The sequence below is a fragment of the Hylemonella gracilis ATCC 19624 genome, assembly GCF_000211835.1.
Taxonomy (GTDB): domain Bacteria; phylum Pseudomonadota; class Gammaproteobacteria; order Burkholderiales; family Burkholderiaceae_C; genus Hylemonella; species Hylemonella gracilis.
Window position 1 is genome coordinate 136,186 of sequence record NZ_AEGR01000029.1, and the last position, 20,281, is coordinate 156,466.

Consider the following 20,281-nt stretch of genomic DNA (forward strand, 5'->3'; position numbering starts at 1 on the left):
ATGTCCCGACTTCCCGCTGTCTTCAGCAAGCTGCGCCTACCCGTCATCGGCTCGCCGCTCTTCATCATCAGCAATCCGCAACTCGTGATCGCCCAGTGCCAAGCCGGCATCGTTGGCTCCATGCCCGCCTTGAACGCACGGCCTGCCTCGCAGCTGGACGAGTGGCTGGCCGAGATCACCGAAGCCCTGGCTGCCTGGGACAAGGCCCACCCGGATCGTCCCGCCGCGCCCTTCGCGATCAACCAGATCGTGCACAAGAGCAACGAGCGTCTTGAGCAGGACATGGCCTTGTGCGTCAAGTACAAGGTGCCGCTCTACATCACTTCGCTGGGCGCGCGTGAGGAAATCAACCAGGCCGCGCACAGCTATGGCGCCGTGGTGTTGCACGATGTGATCAACGACATCTTTGCCCACAAAGCGATCGAGAAGGGCGCGGACGGCCTGATCGCCGTGGCCTCGGGCGCGGGCGGGCATGCGGGCACCAAGAGCCCCTTCGCCTTGGTGCAGGAAATCCGACAGTGGTTCGATGGGCCCTTGGCCTTGTCAGGTTCCATCTCGACCGGCGCCTCCATCCTGGCGGCGCAGACCATGGGCGCGGACTTCGCCTACATCGGCACGGCCTTCATTGCCACGCACGAGGCACGCGCGGTGGACGCGTACAAGCAGGCCATCGTGCAGGGCACGAGCGACGACATCGTCTACAGTAATCTGTTCACGGGGGTGCACGGCAATTACCTCAAACCCAGCATCCGCGCGGCGGGGCTGGACCCGGATCACTTGCCCGAGAGCGACCCGAGCAAGATGAACTTCGGCGGCGATGCCAAGAAGGCCTGGAAGGACATCTGGGGCTCCGGTCAGGGCATCGGCGCCATTGATCGTGTGCAAGGCGCGGCGGAGTACGTCGCGCAGTTGGCGCGCGAGTACCAAGCGGCGCGAGCACGCTTGCTGGACCTTGCGAACGCGGCGGTCTGAGCGGGCACACTGCCTTTCGCTGTCGCTTCACGGCCCGGGTTCACCGGGCCGTTTCATTTCAGATGGCCGTTTTGGGGTGCGAGTGCCGCCGCTGGCGCGGCGGTGTTGATGCTCAAGCCTGGCGTTGGAAGGCGCTGCGGCGCGCCTCGCCGCGTTCCAGATGGCGCGCGATATTGCCGCAGACCAGGTCACACAAGGCATTGACCGAGGGATCGGCGATCCGGTAGTAGGCGTTGGCACCTCGGCTGTCGCGCTCCACCAGGCCATGCTTGGACAGCAAGGTCAGGTGCCGCGACACGTTGGCCACGCTGCAGGCGCAGGCTTCGGCCAGTTCGCTGACATTGGCTTCTCCACCGCGCAACTGATTCAGGATCATCAAGCGCGTGGGCTCCGACAGGGCCTGGAAATAGGCAGCGACGTCCCGCAGGGCCTCCAGCGGCATCGATTCCATGGCGAGCTTGTTCTTGGACATGGGCGGATGATAACTTTATTCGATCATTTGCGCAATTGCGCAAATGATGGAATAATGCCGCTCATCGATGTTTGGCAGGGAGTTTCAACCATGCACTACCGCTCTACTTTCTCTCGGCGCGCCAGCCTGAACGCCTGGGTGGCTGCGGCCCTCTCGGTGGCGATATGGCCGCTGTCGGTTCAGGGTGCGCAGGCGGTCCCGCAGGATGTGCAGGCGTCGCCGCCGCCCTCGATCGTCGTGCGGGCAGCGGCCCAGCCGCGCTGGGTCAGCCTCGAAGCCACGGTCGAGGCGGTGCGGGAGACTACCGTCTCGGCCCAGGTGCAAGGGGCCATCCTGGAGTTGCGCGTGAAGGCTGGTGACACCGTGCGGGCCGGTCAGCCCCTTGTGCGCATCGATGGCGAGGCGGCCCAGGTCCAGCGCGATGTGGCTGCGAAGGAATATGAGCGCCAGCGCCAGTTGTTCGATCAGCAATTCATCAGCCAGGGTGCGCTGGACCGGGCCTTGGCGCAGGCCCGTGCCAGCCAGGTGCAGACCGATTTCCATGTGCTCACCGCGCCCTATGCCGGCGTGGTGCGCGAGGTGCCGGTGGCGCTGGGTGACATGGCGATGCCGGGGCGACCGTTGCTGGTGCTGTATGACCCGGCCGCTCTGCGCGTGACGGTCTCGGTGCCCCAAGCCCTGCTGTCGAGCGTGGGCACCGAACCGGTGTTGCGTTATGAACTCAATGGCCAGCCCTCACGGATCGTGGAGTCGACACGTCTGCTGCCCGCCGTGGACCCGGTCTCGCACACGGCGCAGCTGCGCTTCGATTTGCCGAAGTCGGCTTCGGGCGTGGTTCCGGGCATGTACGTCCGGGTCTGGCTGGCCGCGCCGGAACAGGCCGCGGGTCGCATTCTCGTTCCAGCGACGGCCTTGGTGCGGCGCGGTGACATGACCGGCGTTTACGTGGTGGGCGCGGGTGGCCAGGCACGCTTGCGCCAAGTGCGGCCAGGACCGGCGGAAGGCGAACGCGTTGAAATCCTCAGTGGCGTGGCGGACGGCGACCGGGTGGTCACCGACGCACAGCGCGCCTTGCGTTTGCCCTGAAATCGAAAGGTCAGACATGTCGAATCCTTCCCCTGATTCCCGAACCGGCGCTTCAGGCGCCGGCCGGCTTGGCATCTCCGGCCGTGTGGCGGCGCTATTCCAGTCCGCGCAGATCACGCCGCTGTTGGCCGTGGTGGCGCTGCTCTTGGGTGTTTTCGCCGTGGCGGTCACGCCGCGGGAGGAAGAGCCGCAGATCGACGTGACCATGGCGAATGTGATGGTGCCCTTCCCGGGCGCCTCGGTGCGGGATGTGGAACAGGTCATCGCCACGCCCGGCGAGCAGGTGCTGTCGCGCATGGCCGGCGTGGAGCACGTGATGTCGGTCTCGCGTCCTGGTCTGGCGGTGTTGACCGTGCAATTCAAGGTCGGTGTCGCGCAGAGCGAGGCGCTGGTCCGGCTGCACGACACGTTGCGCGACCATGCCGACTGGCTGCCGGCCAACCTGGGCGCGCTCACGCCCATCGTCAAGCCCAAGGGGATCGACGACGTTCCCATCGTCAGCCTGACCTTGTTCGATCGGCGGCCCGAGGCCAGCGCCTTGGATTTGGAGCGTGTGGCCCACGCCATGGAAGTGGAGCTCAAGCGCGTCAAAGGAACCAAGGACGTGCGCACCCTCGGCGGACCGGGTCGCGCCGTGCGGGTGCAAATCGACGCCGCGCGCATGGCCGCCGCGGGCGTCAGCGTGTCGGATGTGCGCGCCGTGCTGCTGTCGGCCAACGCGGGCGCGTCCGTCGGCGAACTGATCGCGGGCAATCGGACCGTGGCGCTCGAAGCCGGCCCCTGGTTGGAGCGGGCCGAGGACGTCGGGTCGCTGGTGGTCGCTGCGCGAAGTGTCGCTGGTGATCGTCGCCCGGTCTACCTGCGTGACGTCGCCGTCATCGCCGACGGACCACCGCCGCCCCAGTCCTACGTCTGGCATGGCATTCCCGCCGAGAAGGCGGGTGTGACCGGTGGCGAATACCCGGCCGTCACACTGACTCTGACCAAGAAGCCCGGCGAGAATGCCATCGATGTGGCGAATGCCGCCATCGCGCGGGTCGAATCGCTCAAGAATACCTTGATCCCCGGGGACGTGGAAGTCGCCGTGACGCGCAATTACGGCGCCACCGCCAACGACAAAGCCCAGAAGCTGATTCAGAAGCTGCTGTTCGCCACGGCCTCGGTGGTTGCCCTGGTGTTCCTGGCCCTGGGTCGACGCGAGGCGGCCATCGTGGGATCGGCCGTGCTGTTGACCTTGACGGTGACGCTGTTCGCATCCTGGGCCTGGGGCTTCACGCTCAACCGCGTGTCGCTGTTCGCGCTGATCTTCTCCATCGGCATCCTGGTGGACGACGCCATCGTCGTGGTCGAAAACATCCATCGACATCAGACCCTCTACCCCGACAAGACCTTGGCCGAGTTGATTCCCGGCGCGGTGGACGAAGTGGGAGGTCCCACGATCCTCGCGACACTGACCGTCATCGCGGCCTTGTTGCCCATGGCTTTCGTGAGTGGGCTGATGGGCCCCTACATGAGTCCCATCCCCATCAACGCCAGCATGGGTATGCTGCTCTCGCTGGTCATCGCCTTTGTCGTCACGCCTTGGCTGGCTCGCTTGTGGATGAGGTCTTCCCCTGCCCATGGCGTTCAGACCGAGGGCCCGCCGCAGGGCTTGGGCGCGCGCTTGGCGCCTTACTTCCGCCGGCTGTTCGCGCCGCTGCTGGACGCGCGGCGCGGCGCGGGACAGCGCCGCAAACTTTGGCTGAGCATCCTGGCGCTCATCGCCGTGTCGGTGCTGCTGCCGGTGGTCGGCTGGGTGCAGCTGAAGATGCTGCCCTTTGACAACAAGTCGGAGTTCCAGGTCGTGGTGGACATGCCCGCGGGCACGCCGCTGGAGCACACCGCCGCCGCGCTGCGTGAAATGGGGGCCTACTTGGCCACCGTGCCCGAGGTCAGCGACTACCAGGCTTACGCGGGCACGGCCGCACCGATCAACTTCAATGGCCTGGTGCGTCAGTACGATCTGCGCGCGGGCGGTGACGTGGGGGATGTGCAGGTCAATCTGGTGGACAAGGCCCATCGCAAGGCCCAGAGCCACGCCATCGCCACGCGGGTGCGGCCCAACTTGCAGGAAATCGGTGCGCGTTTTGGCGCCAACGTCAAGGTGGTGGAGGTTCCGCCCGGTCCGCCGGTGCTGGCGCCCATCGTGGCGGAGATCTACGGCCCCGAGGCCGAGGGTCGCCAAGCCGTGGCGCGCCAGGTGCGCGAGATCCTGAAGGCCACGTCGGGCGTGGTGGATGTGGACGAGAGCGCCCTCGCGTCGGCACCCCGGCAGTTGCTGCTGGTCGATCGCGCCAAGGCGGCCATGGCGGGTGTTGCCCAGGCCGACCTGGTCGCGACGTTGCGTGCGGGGCTGGCGGGGGAATCCGTCACCTGGATGCGGGATGGGAGCAAGTACCCGACGCCGGTGGTGCTGCAACTGCCTGCTGAGCGCCATGGTGATCTGGACGCCTTGTTGCAGTTGCAGGTGCATGGCAACGCGGGCCAGTTGGTGCCCATCCGCGAGCTCACGCGCGTGGTGGACGCTCAGCGCGAGCAGCCGGTCTATCACAAGGACCTGCGGCCGGTGAACTACGTCGTCGCCGACATGGCCGGCCGATTGGACAGCCCGATCTACGGCATGTTCGCGGCCCGCGCTGACATATCGCGCATCACGCCGCCGGGTGGTGGCGCGCTGAACGAGTATTTTGTGGCCCCGCCCGATGACACGCTGCGCGGCTACGCGATCAAGTGGGATGGCGAATGGCAGATCACCTACGAAACCTTCCGCGACATGGGCCTGGCCTATGCCGTCGGCCTGGTCTTGATCTACCTGCTGGTGGTGGCGCAGTTCGGTTCCTACCTCACGCCGTTGATCATCATGGCGCCGATCCCGCTCACGGTCATTGGCGTGATGCCCGGGCACGCCCTGCTGAACGCGCAGTTCACGGCCACCAGCATGATCGGCATGATCGCGCTGGCCGGCATCATCGTGCGCAACTCCATCCTGCTGGTGGACTGCATCCACCTGCGCTTGGCCGAGGGCGTGACCTTTGCCGAGGCGGTGGTGCAGTCGGCGATCACCCGGGCTCAGCCCATCCTGTTGACGGGTCTGGCCGCCATGGCGGGAGCCTTCTTCATTCTGGACGACCCGATCTTCAACGGTCTGGCCATCGCGCTGATCTTCGGCATCCTGGTCTCCACCGTACTCACGCTGGTGGTGATTCCGACGCTGTACTACGCGGCCTACCGCAAGACGTACGAGCCGACCCCGTTCGCCCCCCACGTGGCCAATGCGACCACGGCGTCCTGATCCCCATCCATTTTCACTGTCACCTCTGTTTTCACTGCCACTTCATCAAGGAGAACCTCATGACTTCCTGGCGCATCGTCCGCATCATTGCTGGTCTTTTTGTATTGCTGTCCCTGGCCCTGGGCGTGCCGAGCAGTCCGCTGTTTGTCAGCCCTTGGTGGCTGGCCTTTACCGCCTTCGTCGGCCTCAACCTGCTGCAAAGCGGCATCACGCAGTGGTGTCTGATGGAGTTCATCCTGCGCCGCCTGGGCGTGCGAGGCGGCTGTTGAAAGCAGCGCAGCGCTGTGGGTGTTTGGGTGAAGCCGCGCGCGGCGGCAAGCTGTTCCATGATGCCCCGCCGCCGGGAAGATGCACACCGGCCTGGATGGCTTCCGTGCGTCTGCCCACCGAGGAGGACAATGCCAAGTCCTGTTTCAGCATTCTCTTTAAGCTGCCCCTATGAACTCTTCTGCCATGACCGTGAGCGCGCGGCGCAATCTGGGCTTGTTGATCGCCGCTCAGTCCCTGGGCGCGGCTTCCGCGCCCATCATCATCTCCCTGGGCGGCATCGTGGGACAGATGCTGGCCAGTCGTCCCGCGCTCGCCACTTTGCCCGTGAGTCTCTACAGCCTGGGGCTGGCTTTGTCCACCTTGCCTGCTGCTTTCCTGATGCGTCGTCTGGGGCGCCGCGTGGCTTATGTGCTGGGCGCGTTGCTGGCGGTGGTGTCCGGGGGCGTGGCAGCGACCGGGATCGTGCAAGGCGGCTTCCTGCTGTTTTGCCTGGGCACGGCCCTGGCTGGGTATTACGGCGCCAATGTGCAGAGCTACCGCTTCGCGGCGGCTGACACCGTCGCGCCACCGCTGCGCGCGCAGGCCATCTCGCTGATCATGATTGGGGGGCTGGTGGCCGCCGTGATCGGACCGCAGGCAGTGATCTGGACGCGTGATGCCTGGCCCGACGCACCTTTCGCAGGCAGCTTCGCGGCGCAGGCCGTGCTGGCGCTGCTGGCTTTGCCCTTGCTGATCGCGTTGCGCATACCCAAGGGCTCGGAGGCCGCCGATTCGGCGAAGGGGCTCGAAGCCGAGGCTCGTTCCCTCGGCCAGATCGCGCGCAGCCCGCGCTTCATCGTCGCCCTCTCGGCGGGGGTGGTGTCCTACGGGCTGATGGCCTTCATCATGACGGCGGCGCCCATGGCCATGGTGGGCTGTGGCCACACCGTGGGCGAGGCGGCACTGGGCATCCAGTGGCATGTGCTGGCCATGTTCGCGCCCAGTTTCTTCACCGGTCGTTTGATCACGCGTTTTGGCAAGACCCAGGTCACTGCGGCGGGCCTGTTGCTGATCGCCGCTTCCGGCGTGCTGGCGCTGGCCGGGCTGGAACTCCTGCATTTCTGGGGAGCGCTGGTGCTGCTGGGCGTGGGTTGGAACTTCGGCTTCATCGGCGCCACGGCGCTTTTGACCGAGGTGTACCGTCAGGAGAACGCGGCCGAACGCGCCAAGGTCCAGGCCTTCAACGATTTTCTGATGTTTGGCGTGGTGGCCGTGGCGTCCTTCGGCTCCGGCAGTCTGCTGGGCAGCGCGGGTTGGGATGTCATCAATGCCCTCATGCTGCCCTTGATCGCCATCGTGCTGGCCCTGCTGGCCTGGGGTGCGCGTGTGAATCGCGAGGCGCCCCGCCCGGTCTGACCGTGGCCAGCGATGGTGGGGCGCTCAGGTTCTGGGCGCTGGCATCAAGGGCTTGGATTCAAGACCCGGTGGACGGGCCGTAGCTCAAGGCACCCGCCCGTCCCCAGAACACGCGGTACATGAAGATGGTGTAGGCGATGATGGCCGGCAGGGTGATGGCCACGCCGATCAGGATGACCACCAGTGACTCGGTCGCGCTCGCGGCCTGCCAGACGGTCAACCGGTCCACCACGATGTAAGGGTAGAGGCTGTAGGCCAGGCCGAAGAACGCGAGCACGAAGACGATGACGGTCGCGACGAACACGACCCAGCCATAGCCTGCCTCCACCACGCGCGGGCGGTGCAGCACCAGCCAGGCCGCGGCCAGCGCGGCGGCGCTGGCCAAGGGGATGGGCAGCAGAGCGAAGAACTCCGGCAGCACGAACCACTTCGCATAGACCGCTGGACTGGCCAGCGGGGTGGCGATGGAAATCGCGCCCAGCGCCGCGGCCATGGGCCAGAACACGCGTCGGCCCCACGCCATGGCACGCGAGCGCAGCTCGCCCTCGGTCTTCATCAGCAACCAGCCCGCGCCCAGCAGGGCATAGGCCGTGGGCAGCGTGATGGCAATGCCGGCCGAGAACAGCAACGCAAAGGGGGCTAAGTCGAAACCGGTCAGGTAGCTGCCCAGCATCCAACCCTGTGCCAGCGAGGCCAGCAGAGAACCCAACGCGAACAGGCGGTTCCACAAGGTCTTGTGGCCGGCCGGCGCCTTGACGCGGAAATCGAAGGCCACGCCACGCAGGATCAAGCCAATCAGCATCACCGCCACCGGCAGGTACAGCGCCGACAGCACGATGCCGTGGGCGAGGGGGAAGGCCACGAGCAACACGCCCACGCCCAGGACCAGCCAGGTTTCGTTGGCATCCCAGAACGGGCCGATGCTCGACACCATGAGGTCTTTCTGCGCCTCGGTGGCGAAGGGCAGCAACAAGCCCACGCCCAGGTCGTAGCCGTCCAGGACGACGTAGACCAGCAGGGCCAAGCCCATCACCGCCATGAAAATCAAGGGGAGCACGGTGGCCCCGTTCAGCGACAAGTCCATGGTCGTCTCTTTCGTCAGGCTTGGGGCGCGCGCGGGTTCACCGATGCGCGGTTGGGCTGGGTATGGGGCGTGACAGGGGATGAAGGCGTTGGGTGTTCGGCCATGTACTTCAGCACGCCGATGTAAGCGAGCAGCAGCAAGGCGTAGACCACCAGATAGGCCACCAGCGTGGTCACCACCATGCCGGTGGCGTGGTCGGCCACGACGTCGGCCGCGCGCACGAGGCCGTAGACGATCCAGGGCTGGCGGCCGATCTCGGTCACGTACCAGCCCGCCAGCGTGGCGACCCAGCCGGAGAAGGTCATCGCCGCCAAGGTCCATAGCCAATAACGGGGCAGGCCGGCGCTGCCGACGCGGTACAGCTTCCAGGCCGACAACCAGGCCACGGCCAGCATCAGCAGGCCGATGCCCACCATCACCCGGAAACTCCAGAAGACCGGTGCCACCGGCGGATGCTTGCCGGCGAAGGCCTCCAAACCTTGCAGTTCGGCGTTGGCGTCGTGCGCGAGGATGAGGCTGGCCCCCTTGGGAATCTGCACGGCGTACAGAGTGCGGCCTTCCTTCTCGCTGGGCCAGCCCAGCAGCGTCAGTGGGGCACCGCGCTCGGTGTGCCAGATGCCTTCGATCGCGGCGATCTTGGCGGGCTGATGGGCCAGGGTGTTGAGGCCATGCAAGTCGCCCATCCAGATCTGCAAGGGAATGGCGACCGCCGCCGTCACGATGGCCGTGCGCAAGGCCTTGTGCGTACCGGGCGTGGCGGTGCGGCGCAGCAATTGCCAGGCGCTCAGGCCCGCCACGAGGAAGGAAGCGGTCAGCGCCGAGGCCAGCAATTTGTGGCCCAGGCGGTAGGGGAAGGACGGGTTGAAGACGATGGCCCACCAATCCTGCGCATGGAAGCGGCCATCGATCAGCGTGTACCCGGCTGGTGTCTGCATCCAGGAATTGAGCGCGAGAATCCAGAAGGCCGAGAGCGTGGTTCCCAAGGCCACCAAAAGCGTGGCGATGAAATGCGTGCGCTCGGAGACCCGTCCGCGTCCGAACAGCATGATGCCCAGGAAGGTGGCTTCGAGGAAAAAGGCCGTGAGCACTTCGTAGCCCAGCAGCGGGCCGGCGATGTTGCCAGCACGCTCCATGAAGCCGGGCCAGTTGGTGCCGAACTGGAAGCTCATGGTGATGCCCGACACCACGCCCAGCGCGAAGGTCAGGGCGAAGACCTTGGTCCAGAAGTAATAAGCCTGCTCCCAGGCCAGCGCATTGGCGCTCTCCGCGCCTTCACGCCGGGTGGCCAGGGACTGACGGATGCGGAAGAAGAGCAGCAGCCAGCACAGGGCGATGGTGATGGTCGGGAACAGGATGTGAAAGCTGATGTTGGCGGCGAACTGTATGCGCGCGGCGAGCAGGGCGTCCATGGTCATGTCCTCTGGTTGTCCGGGTCGCGCCGGGGGGTGCGTCCCGTCACGCGGTCCTTGAATTCGAGCACCTTGGTCACGGCGCTGCCCATGCCCATGAGCTGCAGCGCGGTCTCGTTGCTGAGCTTTTGCACGTCGTCGAACCAGGTCATGAGCCGGTCGATCAGCTCGTGCATCTGGCGCATCCGTTCCTGGGCATGCCGTTCCGCCTCGCTGCTGGGTTCCTCCAGCAGGGCCATGCGCAGCATGGACAGCGTGGGTTCGATCTCTCGGCGGCGCCGTTCCTCGGCCAGCACGCGGAAGATTTCCCATACGTCGGACGGTGCCTCGAAGTACTCGCGACGGTCGCCGGGCTGGTGGCGCAAATGAACCAGGCGCCAGGCCTGCAGTTCCTTCAGCCCCATGCTGACGTTCGATCGGGAGAACTCGAGGGTCTCGGCGATATCATCCGCGTTCAGCGGGCGTTGAGAAATGAAGATGAGCGCATAGATCTGGCCCACCGTGCGGTTGATCCCCCAGCGGCTGCCCATTTCGCCGAAATGCGAGACGAACTGGCGCGAGAGAGGGGCAAGAGAGTGCTTGTCTGACATGCCGACATTCTGTCATGTCCTTGCTGAATTTTCAGTAAATACTGAAAATTCAGGATGCCAACAGGGTCATGTCGTTCCTGCTGGGCTCAGCGCACCAGACTGAGCAAGGTGTTGAAAGGGGTGAGCAAGTCAATCCAAGGGGTGCTCTGCAAGACCGGCAGGAAGGAATTCCGTCCGATGAACCAGACCGCTGCGAGCGCGGTGGCCCAGAACAGCGCCAGCAGCAGATTTTGCGGGAAGCGCCGGCCCAGCCGTACCCGGCGGATGTTGAGGTTCCACAGCCAGAGCGTTGGCAGGGCCGCGAGCAGTCCCAAGAACACAAGGTGTTGCCACCACGGACGTTGGCTGACGTGGGTGATCAAGCCGCCCAGATCGCTTTTCAGATGACCAACGTCCAGCAACAGCGCGGTCTGCCCGGTCCAGAGTAGCTCTGTGTTGAGGGCGGTGAGCCACAGCAACATGGTGGCCACGATCTTGAAGAGGGCGGACCAGTTGAATGCGGTCAGCAGCAAGCCCAGGGACGTCGCGCAAAGCAGGGCGAAATACAGGGTCAGGCCGAAGACGCTGTGTCCTGCCAGTGCGGCTTCCGGAGCGCGCGAGATCGCGCGCCACAAGGGAACATTGCCCGCCACGGTGATCCAGAGGTTGATCAGCACCAGCACCGTGGTGGGGTGCCAAGATGAACGCTGAGCCGCCGGAGAGATGGAAGATTGCGCGAATTCAGTGACGTGAAAGAGACGCAGAGCCATGGCGAGGCATTGTGGTCCCGTTCATCCAACTTTCCTACGGCTTTGGGGTAACAAGGCGTTAATCCCTGCAGCGAACGTAATTTTCAAGGAGGGGCCATGGCAGCCCCCGTGGCCCTTGGTGCGTGGGCCATGCCGCCCGCCGGGGGCGAGCGGCGCGGGTCAACGCGGTCAGCTGAAGAAGCTGCGCAGCCGGTCGGCCCAGCCTCCTTGGCTGGGGGAATGCTTGGCGCCGCCTTTTTTCAGCAGATCGTCCAGTTCGCGCAGCAGCTTGCGTTGGGCCTCGGTGAGCTTGACCGGCGTCTCCACGCTGATGTGGCAATACAGGTCCCCCGGGTAACTGGAACGCACGTCCTTGATGCCCTTGCCGCGCAGGCGGAACTGCTTGCCCGTCTGAGTGCCTTCGGGGATGTCGATGGCCGCCTTGCCTTGCAAGGTCGGCACCTCGATCTCTCCGCCCAGCGCCGCCGTCACGATGCTGATGGGCACGGTGCAATGCAGGTCGTCGCCGTCGCGCTCGAAGATATCGTGCTTCTTGATGCGGATCTCGATGTAAAGGTCGCCCGGCGGCCCGCCATTGATGCCCGGCTCGCCATGGCCGGTGCTGCGGATGCGCATGCCGTCGTCGATGCCGGCGGGGATCTTCACTTCCAGCGTCTTCTGGCGCTTGATACGGCCCTGGCCAGCGCAACTGGGGCAGGGTTCGGGAATGATCTTGCCCGTGCCCTGGCAATGCGGGCAGGTCTGCTGCACGCTGAAAAAGCCCTGGCGCATCTGCACCTGGCCCGAGCCGTGGCAGGTGGTGCAGGTCTTGACCTGGGTGCCGGGCTTGGCGCCCGTGCCACTGCAGGTGGTGCAACCGTCCCAGCTCGGGATGCGGATCTGCGCGTCCTTGCCGCGCGCCGCTTCCTCGAGCGTGATTTCCATCGCGTAGCTCAGGTCACCGCCCCGGTAGACCTGACGCGCGCCGCGCGCACCGCGCTGCTGGCCGAACATGTCGCCAAAGATGTCACCAAAGGCTTCCGCGAAACCGCCCGCGGCAAAGCCACTGTCCCCGCCGCCGCGCATGTTCGGATCGACGCCCGCATGACCGTATTGGTCATACGCCGCGCGCTTTTGCGCGTCGGTCAGCATCTCGTAGGCCTCCTTGGCCTCCTTGAATTTTTCCTCCGCAGCCTTGGCGCCTTCACCCTGATTGCGGTCGGGGTGGTACTTCATTGCCAGCTTGCGGTAAGCCTTTTTGATGTCGTCCTCGCTGGCGCCTTTCGCGACGCCCAGGACTTCGTAATAGTCACGCTTTGCCATCTGCTTGTTCCGATGTTCTTTCAAGCGAAACCGCCGCGCCGACGCACGGGGCGGACCCGTTCGTCGACGCGGCAGCGTCAACCGTCCAGGGCGGCGACGTCCCGTCCAAGGAGCCAGGACGGGCGCCGCCCCGCATCACTTGCGGACTTCCTTGACTTCGGCATCCACCACGTTGTCGTCCTGGGGGCGTGACGTGCCTTGCGGCTCGGCCTTGTCCGTGGCATGTCCGGCGGCGGCTGCACCTGCGGCGGCGGCCTGCTGCTCGGCATACAGCTTTTCGCCCAGCGTCTGACTGGCCTTGAGCAAGGCCTCGGTCTTCGCGTCGATCGCGGCCTTGTCGTCGCCTTTGATGGCCTCTTCCACTTCCTTGATCGCCGTCTCGATCTCGGACTTCTCCGCCTCGGACAGCTTGCTGCCATGCTCGTCCAGGCTCTTCTTCACGCCGTGCACGGTGGCGTCGGCCTGGTTGCGGGCCTGGATGATTTCCAGCTTCTTCTTGTCCTCGGCGGCATTCAGTTCCGCATCCTTCACCATCTTCTGGATTTCCTCCTCGGACAATCCCGAGTTGGCCTTGATGGTGATCTTGTTTTCCTTGCCCGTGCCCTTGTCCTTGGCGCTCACGTGCAGGATGCCGTTGGCGTCGATGTCGAAGGCCACTTCAATCTGCGGCAGGCCGCGCGGCGCCGGCGGGATGCCTTCCAGGTTGAACTCGCCCAGCAGCTTATTGCCGCTGGCCATCTCGCGCTCGCCCTGGAAGACCTTGATGGTCACGGCCGGTTGGTTGTCGTCGGCGGTGGAGAAGGTCTGCGCGAACTTGGTTGGGATGGTCGTGTTCTTGCTGATCATCTTGGTCATCACGCCGCCCAGGGTCTCGATGCCGAGGGACAGCGGGGTGACGTCGAGCAGCAGCACGTCCTTGCGGTCACCGCTGAGCACCTGGCCCTGGATGGCCGCGCCGACGGCAACAGCCTCGTCGGGGTTCACGTCCTTGCGCGGTTCCTTGCCGAAGAACTCCTTGACCTTGTCCTGCACCTTGGGCATGCGGGTCATGCCACCGACGAGGATCACGTCCTGGATGTCTCCCACGGCCACGCCTGCGTCCTTGATGGCCGTGCGGCAGGGAGCGATGGTGCGATCGATCAGCTCTTCCACCAGGCTTTCCAGCTTGGCGCGGGTCAGTTTGATGCTCAGGTGCTTGGGGCCCGAGGCGTCGGCCGTGATGTAGGGGAGGTTCACGTCGGTCGACGTGCTCGAGGACAGCTCGATCTTGGCCTTTTCCGCGGCTTCTTTCAGGCGCTGCAGGGCCAGAACGTCCTTGGTCAGGTCGACGCCAGACTCTTTCTTGAACTCGGTGATGATGTAGTCGATGATGCGCTGGTCGAAGTCCTCGCCGCCCAGGAAGGTGTCGCCATTGGTCGACAGCACTTCGAATTGCATCTCGCCATCCACATCGGCGATTTCGATGATGGAGATGTCGAACGTGCCACCGCCCAGGTCATAGACGGCGATCTTGCGGTCACCCTTGCCGCCCTTGTCCAGGCCGAAGGCCAGCGCCGCGGCGGTGGGTTCATTGATGATGCGCTTGACTTCCAGACCGGCGATGCGGCCCGCGTCCTTGGTGGCTTGGCGTTGGGCGTCGTTGAAGTAGGCCGGAACGGTGATGACGGCCTCGGTGACCGGCTCGCCCAGGTAATCCTCGGCGGTCTTCTTCATCTTGCGCAGCACTTCGGCGCTGACTTGCGGAGGGGCCAGCTTCTTGCCACGCACCTCGACCCAGGCATCGCCGTTGTCGGCCTTGGCGATGGTGTAGGGCATGAGGTCGATGTCCTTCTGGACTTCCTTTTCCTCGAACTTGCGACCGATCAGGCGCTTGACCGCGTACAGCGTGTTGCGCGGGTTGGTGACCGCCTGGCGCTTGGCGGACGCACCCACCAGCACTTCGCCATCTTCCTGGTAGGCGATGATGGACGGGGTGGTGCGCGCGCCTTCGGCGTTCTCGATCACCTTGGTGGTGTTGCCTTCCATGATGGCGACGCACGAGTTCGTGGTGCCGAGGTCGATGCCAATGATCTTGGCCATGTGCTTACTCCTGGAATGGTGTGAAATTCGGGTGAGGATTACTTGTGGATAAGTCGCCGGCTTTCAAGGCCTCACTTGGGCGCGGCCACCGTGACCAAGGCCGGGCGCAAAACGCGGTCCGCGATGGTGTACCCCTTCTGCAGCACGCTCACCACCGTGTTGGCTTCTTGCTCGGCCGGCACCATGCTGATGGCTTGGTGTTGGTGCGGGTCGAACTTCGTGCCCGGCGCGGGGGCGATGGCGATCACTTTGTTGCGTTCCAATGCGGCCGCCAACTGGCGCAGCGTGGCTTCGGCGCCCTCGCGGATTTGGGCCGGCGTCGCGTCCTTGATCGCCAGACCCGCCTCGAGGCTGTCGGCCACGGGCAGCAGGCTTTCCGCGAAGGCCTCGATGGCGAACTTGCGAGCCTTGGAAATCTCTTCATCGGCCCGGCGTCGGGCGTTCTGCACATCCGCTTGGGCCCGCAGGTACTGGTCTGCCAATTCAGCGCTCTTGGCCTTCAACTCGGCCAACTCGGCGTGTGCCTGAGCCAGCGGATCGCCATTCAGATCAACATGGGTGCTCTCGGTGGAGGGCGTGGCTTGGGGGTCGGTCATCGGTGAAAAGAGGACAAAAGAAAACAATAGCCGCCCAGATGGGGGCGGCTTTTATATTTTCAAGGGCTCAAACGGCTTTGATCGCCGAAAAAAGCCAGGTTTTGGCCCAAAACCCGGCCAGTTTGGCCGAGACGGCATCAGCGCCGAACTTCCGTCCGTGGGTCTCAGCCCGCGAGGGACAGCAGTTCGATGTCGAATTTCAGGGTGGAGTTGGGCGGAATCACGCCACCGGCGCCCAACAGGCCATAGCCCAGCCCCGGGGGAATGATCAAGGTGCGCTTGCCGCCGACCTTCATGCCGGTGACGCCCTGGTCCCAGCCCTCGATCACCATGCCAGAGCCGAGCGCGAATTCAAAAGGCTCCTTGCGGTCGCGGCTGGAATCGAATTGGGGGCCTTGCTGGCCATTCTTGTAGAGCCATCCGGTGTAATGCACCGTCGCAGCTTGGCCACGTCGGGCCGCAGGGCCCTCACCGACGACGGTGTCTTCGTATTGCAGGCCGCTCGGAGTGGTGATGAATGCCATGGAAATCCTTCTGATCCGGGGAGGGCAGCGCAGCCTCGCACGAGGAGCGCTCCATTTTTGATAGCTTGTCCTCGATTATGCCATTCGAGAACGGGCTTGTTACATATTGTTGTGCTCGCCATTCCTCGGATCGCACGCGCTGACGGTATCCGTTGTCATGCACTTTGCTTCTTCGGGTACCCAGGCGTGTCGCGTTGCTCGAGCAGTTTCAGCTCTTCTTCGGTGTTGAGGTTCGCAAAGGCAAGGGCATCGTCTCCCTGCAGTCCGTAAGGAACTTCCACCCAGCGATGTTGTCGGGCCCAGGTTTCGACCTTGCGTTCACCCGCGTTGAGGTAGTTGGCCAGGCTATCGCGCAATGATGTGGCGACCAGGCAGAAGGCCGGTTGAAGCCGGTCCGTCACGGGCAAGGCGATCTCGGCCCCCTGCCTTTGGGCCGCGTGGTACAGGCGGGAAGCCAGATCCGTTGGGAAACGCGGTGCATCGCAGGGCACAGTGAGCACCCAAGGCGTGGTCGCCCGCGTGAGCCCGCTCAGCAGGCCTGCCAGCGGACCGGGGTAGCCTGGGAGAGGGTCCGGCCAGACCGGCACGCCATACGCCTCGTAGGTCGTGAGATGGCGATTCGCGCTGATGGCCACGGCCGAGACCTGGGGGCGCAGCCGCCTCAAAGCATGCAACACCAAGGGCTCGCCCTGGAAGGGTTGCAGGCCTTTGTCCACGCCCCCCATGCGGCTGCCTTGCCCGCCAGCCAGGATCAGGCCGGTGATGTCCGCGTCAGCCACCGATGTAACTCATCTCGATGCGCGGCCGCATCGCGCCCAAAGACTCGGGAGGCAGGGACGCGCGGAGTTCCGAATAGCGGTCCGTGCGTTCCTGCCAGACGCCCGAGATCGCCGCGGCGATGTCTTCGTCGCTCGCGCCAGCGCGCAGCAGGCCACGCAGATCATGGCCTTGGTGGGCGAAGAGGCAGAGGTAGAGCTGGCCCTCGGTGGAAAGACGGGCGCGATTGCAATCTCCGCAGAAGGCATGGGTCACGCTGCTGATGAAGCCCACCTCGGCGCTGCCATCGGCATAGCCCCAGCGCTCGGCTGTTTCACCGGGGGCCGCGCGTTCCAGGGGCGCGAGCGCGGGCAGCATGCCTTGCGCCGCCGCGTGTTGCAAGCGCTCCAGCACCGCGGCGCTGGGCAGCACTTCGTCCATGCGCCAGCCATTGGTTGCGCCCACGTCCATGTACTCGATGAAACGCAGGGTCAGTCCCTCGCGCTGGAAATGCCGTGCCATGGGCACGATCTCGTGGTCGTTGACGCCGCGCTTGACCACCATGTTGATCTTGAGTGGGCCCAATCCCGCCGCGCGCGCCGCCGCGATGCCTTCCAGCACGCCGGCCACGGGATAGTCCATGTCGTTCATCTGGCGGAAGATGGTGTCGTCCAGGGCGTCCAGGCTGATGGTGGCGCGGCGCAAGCCGGCCGCCTTCAGCGACGCGGCTTTGCGCGCCAGCAGGGTGCCGTTCGTGGTCAGGGTGAGCTCCAGGGGCTGTCCCTGCGGGGTGCGGATGTCGGCCAGTTGCTCGATCAAGGCCTCGATGTTCTTGCGCAGCAAGGGCTCGCCACCGGTCAAGCGGATCTTGCGCACCCCCAGGGATACGAAGGCCCGGGCAAGGCGAGCGATCTCCTCAAAGGTGAGCAGGTCACCGTGCGGCAGATAGGGGTAGTCCTTGGTGAAGACCTCCTTGGGCATGCAATAGCTGCAGCGGAAGTTGCACCGGTCGGTGACGCTGATGCGCAGATCGTGCAGGGGGCGCTTCAGGCGATCGAGTGGCGGCAAGGCGTGCAAGGAGTCCGGCAACAGCAAGTCACCGGTCCGGCTGGAAGCCATTGGCGCAGGTACTCTGCCGCGGCTCGGTCGCGGGGGGCGTTGGTCAACGATGGGGATAACGCGCGGAGAAGTCATGGGTTTGGCAAAGGTATCCGGGGCGGCACCTGCATACGTCAGATTGTGCAGCGGGATTCATTTTCAGAAGGGGCGCGGTGCAAAATAGCCGGCACAGGGAGTGTGGAAGTCACAGTGCACGAGCGGAAAGCCGGTCCATGCTTGGGAAGACCCAGCCTTTGCGCAAGGGCCGCCTCTTTTTCAGCCGCCTTTGCCTCTGGTACGCCTGCCTATGAAGTTTCCCCCGATTTCTTTACACGACATGGCCCAGTGGCTCCGTGCTTTCCCTGCATTGACGCTGGTCGGGGGGGTGATTTTCAGATCCCTTGCGGCTTCGGCGGCCGAGCCAGCCCAGCAGCCGAGCGCGCCCGCGCCTGAATATGCGCCGGATACCCGAGGGCAAGACGACCTGCTTGCCTTGATGCCTTCCGAGCGGGACTATCTGGATGCGCAGGTTCCCGTGGTGCTGTCCGTTTCGCGCCTGCCCCAGAGGCTGGATGAAATACCCGGGTCCGTCACCATCATCGACCGACAGATGATCCATGCGAGCGGGGCGCGGGATGTGGCGGATCTGCTGCGACTGGTGCCGGGTTTTGCCGTTTCCGACGCATTCGAGGATGGCACCGCTGCGGGAAGCTATCACAGCCAAATCCGGACCATGTTTCCTAACCAGATGCAGCTCATGGTGGATGGGCGTTCCGTGTACTCCCTGTATCTGGCGGGAAGTGTCGGGCCGGGCCTGCAGACGGTGGCGCTGGACGATATCGAGCGCATTGAAATCTATCGGGGCTCCAACTCCGCCGCCTATGGCGCTCGCGCATTTCTGGGCAGCATCAACATCGTCACGCGCGATCTGGTGGACACGCATGGTGTGATGGCGCGCCTCTCGGGGGGCGTGGGCGAGCATGGCGCGGGCGTGGAGGATTGGGGCCTGCGTCTGGGGGGCAGCGGTCAGGTCATGCAGAACAGTGACTTCGGCATGACAGGCTGGCGTTTGAGTGCCGACCGTCGACGCGATGACAACCTTCGAGGTGCTAGCGGTTCCTTGACCGTGCAGCGCATCAATTTGCGCACCGATCTGAATATCAGCGTGCAGGATCAACTTGAATTGCGCGCGGGACAGAGCCAGATCGAGAACTGGTTGGGGCGAGAAGACAATCCTCTTCCAGGCCCCCACACGCGCACGATCACCACGGGGTATGCGCAAATCGACTGGCGCCGCGCCCTGAATGAGGATGGCGACCTGCTGGTGCAGTTGTCACATACGGACGAGGATGTGGATGAACTGACCTATTTCTCTTCTCGATCGCCACTGAATCGGCGTTATTACTCGGACATCGCCTGGAACTTGAGTGGCCGTGCGCGCAGCACAAACCTCCTTGCCCAGCATACGGTGCGCATCAGCCCAAGCTTGCGCGGGGTGTGGGGTGGGGAGCTGAGACGAGAGGAAACTACCTCCGAACCGCTCTACGACACGAGTCGTTCCTTCATCGAGGACTTCACCCGTCTGTTCACCAATATCGAGTGGCGCTTTGCCGAGGATTGGCTGCTCAACGCGGGGGCATTGGCCGAGCGCAGCAGCCTTGCCGACAAGGACGAAATTGCTCCGCGTCTCATGGTCAATTGGCGGGTGGCCGACACGGATACCTCGCGCCATACCTTGCGCGCAGGGGTGTCGCGGGCCTTCCGCCCGGTCAGTGTTTTTGAACGCAATGCCGATATTCGCTTCAAGGATCCAAACACAGGCGCGGATATTGGCTACATGTATGACGCCTCACTCGGCGGTGGCGTGGAGCCCGAGAGCATAGACGTGAAGGAGTTGGGGTGGCTGGTGGAAGCCGGATCGGCGCTGAGTCTCGACTTGCGTGTGTTTGAGGAGCGGTTGCACGATGTGGTGATAGACAACTGGGTCAATAAAGCGGGAGGTACTGCGGACAGAGGCAGAAAGGTCTTCACTTACGTCAATGGAGAGGACTTTGATGTGCGGGGCGCGGAGGCGCAGCTGCGCTGGAAGCCGTGGTCGGGCGCGCAGCTGCACTATGCCTGGACTCAGTTTGAAAGCGAGCAACGGATGCGTTTGTCGCCGGCGGCCCAAGGCACTGCTGTACCCACGCATTACAGCCAGAGCCTGCTTTACATCCAGCGCCTGCCCTGGGGTCTGACCGCCAGCGCGTTTTATTACGAGATGGGCGATCGCATCTATTCCAACGACATCAAGTACGCGCAGCCCTACAGCCGGGTGGACTTGCGGCTGGCCAAGGCGTTACGCCTGGATGACCGCTGGTGGTCGGGGCGGAACGCCGAGCTGGCAATGACCTGGCAGAACATCGATGGCGACGACGTTGACTACAGCGAGGACAACCCGCGGTACTTCCAGCGCCGCGTTTTTTTCACGCTTCAGCTGGGGTATTGAGGCGACCGCAATGGAGCCTCGTGCGCAGGCTGCGGCGTCGCGGCGATCGCAGCGCGTGACATCGCCCTGGAGCCGTCTGC

The 20,281-nt window shown here is 64.6% G+C and carries 17 protein-coding genes; 6 read left to right on the plus strand and 11 right to left on the minus strand.

Annotation, left to right across the window (positions count from 1 at the left end):
* Positions 1-972, plus strand: coding sequence for an NAD(P)H-dependent flavin oxidoreductase (locus tag HGR_RS02660; RefSeq protein WP_006296529.1), 972 nt, complete (start codon positions 1-3; stop codon positions 970-972).
* 112 nt (positions 973-1,084) lie between these two features.
* On the opposite strand, the gene HGR_RS02665 is transcribed toward HGR_RS02660, so the two are convergent.
* Positions 1,085-1,423 carry an ArsR/SmtB family transcription factor gene (locus HGR_RS02665; RefSeq protein ID WP_039852140.1) on the minus strand — a complete coding sequence of 113 codons (339 nt, stop codon included), beginning with the start codon at positions 1,421-1,423 and terminating at the stop codon, positions 1,085-1,087.
* Positions 1,424-1,534: 111 nt separating this feature from the next.
* On the opposite strand from HGR_RS02665, the gene HGR_RS02670 reads away from it, so the two are divergent.
* The 4 genes from HGR_RS02670 (at position 1,535) to HGR_RS02685 (ending at position 7,526) form a co-directional block, all read left to right on the plus strand.
* Positions 1,535-2,530 carry an efflux RND transporter periplasmic adaptor subunit gene (locus tag HGR_RS02670; RefSeq protein WP_006296531.1) on the plus strand — a complete coding sequence of 332 codons (996 nt, stop codon included), beginning with the start codon at positions 1,535-1,537 and terminating at the stop codon, positions 2,528-2,530.
* Positions 2,531-2,546: 16 nt separating this feature from the next.
* Complete coding sequence (locus HGR_RS02675) at positions 2,547-5,861, plus strand: efflux RND transporter permease subunit (RefSeq protein ID WP_050797366.1); 3,315 nt, start codon at positions 2,547-2,549, stop codon at positions 5,859-5,861.
* Positions 5,862-5,920: 59 nt separating this feature from the next.
* Entirely contained in the window at positions 5,921-6,130 is a 210-nt protein-coding gene (locus HGR_RS02680; RefSeq protein ID WP_006296533.1) for a YgaP family membrane protein, read from the plus strand.
* Positions 6,131-6,299: 169 nt separating this feature from the next.
* Positions 6,300-7,526, plus strand: a complete 1,227-nt coding sequence (locus tag HGR_RS02685; protein ID WP_039852089.1) for an MFS transporter — start codon at positions 6,300-6,302, stop codon at positions 7,524-7,526.
* 58 nt (positions 7,527-7,584) lie between these two features.
* Here the strand turns inward: HGR_RS02685 and HGR_RS02690 are convergent, their stop codons facing one another.
* From HGR_RS02690 to moaA, 10 genes are all read right to left on the minus strand, one after another.
* On the minus strand, positions 7,585-8,610 hold the full coding sequence (locus HGR_RS02690) for a cytochrome d ubiquinol oxidase subunit II (protein ID WP_006296535.1): 1,026 nt from the start codon (positions 8,608-8,610) through the stop codon (positions 7,585-7,587).
* Positions 8,611-8,624: 14 nt separating this feature from the next.
* Positions 8,625-10,019, minus strand: a complete 1,395-nt coding sequence (locus HGR_RS02695; protein WP_006296536.1) for a cytochrome ubiquinol oxidase subunit I — start codon at positions 10,017-10,019, stop codon at positions 8,625-8,627.
* Positions 10,020-10,021: 2 nt separating this feature from the next.
* Positions 10,022-10,609, minus strand: a complete 588-nt coding sequence (locus HGR_RS02700) for a GbsR/MarR family transcriptional regulator (RefSeq protein ID WP_006296537.1) — start codon at positions 10,607-10,609, stop codon at positions 10,022-10,024.
* 86 nt (positions 10,610-10,695) lie between these two features.
* Positions 10,696-11,358, minus strand: a complete 663-nt coding sequence (locus tag HGR_RS02705) for a phosphoethanolamine transferase domain-containing protein (protein ID WP_006296538.1) — start codon at positions 11,356-11,358, stop codon at positions 10,696-10,698.
* A 168-nt stretch (positions 11,359-11,526) separates the two neighbouring features.
* Positions 11,527-12,660 (minus strand): molecular chaperone DnaJ, encoded by a 1,134-nt coding sequence (gene dnaJ / locus HGR_RS02710; RefSeq protein ID WP_006296539.1) that lies wholly within the window; start codon positions 12,658-12,660, stop codon positions 11,527-11,529.
* A 135-nt stretch (positions 12,661-12,795) separates the two neighbouring features.
* Positions 12,796-14,766: a molecular chaperone DnaK gene (gene dnaK, locus HGR_RS02715; protein WP_272941482.1), complete on the minus strand. Its 1,971-nt coding sequence runs from the start codon at positions 14,764-14,766 to the stop codon at positions 12,796-12,798.
* Between the two features lie 44 nt (positions 14,767-14,810).
* Positions 14,811-15,335, minus strand: a complete 525-nt coding sequence (gene grpE / locus HGR_RS02720; protein WP_006296541.1) for a nucleotide exchange factor GrpE — start codon at positions 15,333-15,335, stop codon at positions 14,811-14,813.
* Positions 15,336-15,499: 164 nt separating this feature from the next.
* Complete coding sequence (locus tag HGR_RS02725) at positions 15,500-15,859, minus strand: FKBP-type peptidyl-prolyl cis-trans isomerase (RefSeq protein ID WP_006296542.1); 360 nt, start codon at positions 15,857-15,859, stop codon at positions 15,500-15,502.
* A gap of 155 nt (positions 15,860-16,014) precedes the next feature.
* The gene (gene mobA, locus HGR_RS02730) at positions 16,015-16,638 is read right to left on the minus strand and encodes a molybdenum cofactor guanylyltransferase MobA (RefSeq protein WP_006296543.1); all 624 of its coding nucleotides are present in this window, start codon (positions 16,636-16,638) and stop codon (positions 16,015-16,017) included.
* Positions 16,631-17,809: a GTP 3',8-cyclase MoaA gene (gene moaA / locus HGR_RS02735; RefSeq protein ID WP_039852092.1), complete on the minus strand. Its 1,179-nt coding sequence runs from the start codon at positions 17,807-17,809 to the stop codon at positions 16,631-16,633. The genes mobA and moaA overlap by 8 nt, the downstream gene beginning before the upstream one ends.
* A gap of 241 nt (positions 17,810-18,050) precedes the next feature.
* Between moaA and HGR_RS02740 the strand changes: the two genes are divergently transcribed.
* Positions 18,051-20,201, plus strand: coding sequence for a TonB-dependent receptor plug domain-containing protein (locus HGR_RS02740; protein ID WP_237701360.1), 2,151 nt, complete (start codon positions 18,051-18,053; stop codon positions 20,199-20,201).
* Positions 20,202-20,281 lie beyond the last annotated feature (80 nt).

Bases quoted from the DNA above. Each gene is read 5' to 3' on its own strand.
- moaA (WP_039852092.1), bottom strand. From the start codon at position 17,809: ATGACTTCTCCGCGCGTTATCCCCATCGTTGACCAACGCCCCCCGCGA.
- HGR_RS02665 (WP_039852140.1), bottom strand. From the start codon at position 1,423: ATGGAATCGATGCCGCTGGAGGCCCTGCGGGACGTCGCTGCCTATTTC.
- HGR_RS02695 (WP_006296536.1), bottom strand. From the start codon at position 10,019: ATGGACGCCCTGCTCGCCGCGCGCATACAGTTCGCCGCCAACATCAGC.
- HGR_RS02740 (WP_237701360.1), top strand. From the start codon at position 18,051: ATGGCCCAGTGGCTCCGTGCTTTCCCTGCATTGACGCTGGTCGGGGGG.
- HGR_RS02680 (WP_006296533.1), top strand. From the start codon at position 5,921: ATGACTTCCTGGCGCATCGTCCGCATCATTGCTGGTCTTTTTGTATTG.
- HGR_RS02725 (WP_006296542.1), bottom strand. From the start codon at position 15,859: ATGGCATTCATCACCACTCCGAGCGGCCTGCAATACGAAGACACCGTC.
- HGR_RS02675 (WP_050797366.1), top strand. From the start codon at position 2,547: ATGTCGAATCCTTCCCCTGATTCCCGAACCGGCGCTTCAGGCGCCGGC.
- dnaJ (WP_006296539.1), bottom strand. From the start codon at position 12,660: ATGGCAAAGCGTGACTATTACGAAGTCCTGGGCGTCGCGAAAGGCGCC.
- HGR_RS02700 (WP_006296537.1), bottom strand. From the start codon at position 10,609: ATGTCAGACAAGCACTCTCTTGCCCCTCTCTCGCGCCAGTTCGTCTCG.
- grpE (WP_006296541.1), bottom strand. From the start codon at position 15,335: ATGACCGACCCCCAAGCCACGCCCTCCACCGAGAGCACCCATGTTGAT.
- HGR_RS02685 (WP_039852089.1), top strand. From the start codon at position 6,300: ATGAACTCTTCTGCCATGACCGTGAGCGCGCGGCGCAATCTGGGCTTG.
- HGR_RS02690 (WP_006296535.1), bottom strand. From the start codon at position 8,610: ATGGACTTGTCGCTGAACGGGGCCACCGTGCTCCCCTTGATTTTCATG.
- HGR_RS02660 (WP_006296529.1), top strand. From the start codon at position 1: ATGTCCCGACTTCCCGCTGTCTTCAGCAAGCTGCGCCTACCCGTCATC.
- HGR_RS02705 (WP_006296538.1), bottom strand. From the start codon at position 11,358: ATGGCTCTGCGTCTCTTTCACGTCACTGAATTCGCGCAATCTTCCATC.
- HGR_RS02670 (WP_006296531.1), top strand. From the start codon at position 1,535: ATGCACTACCGCTCTACTTTCTCTCGGCGCGCCAGCCTGAACGCCTGG.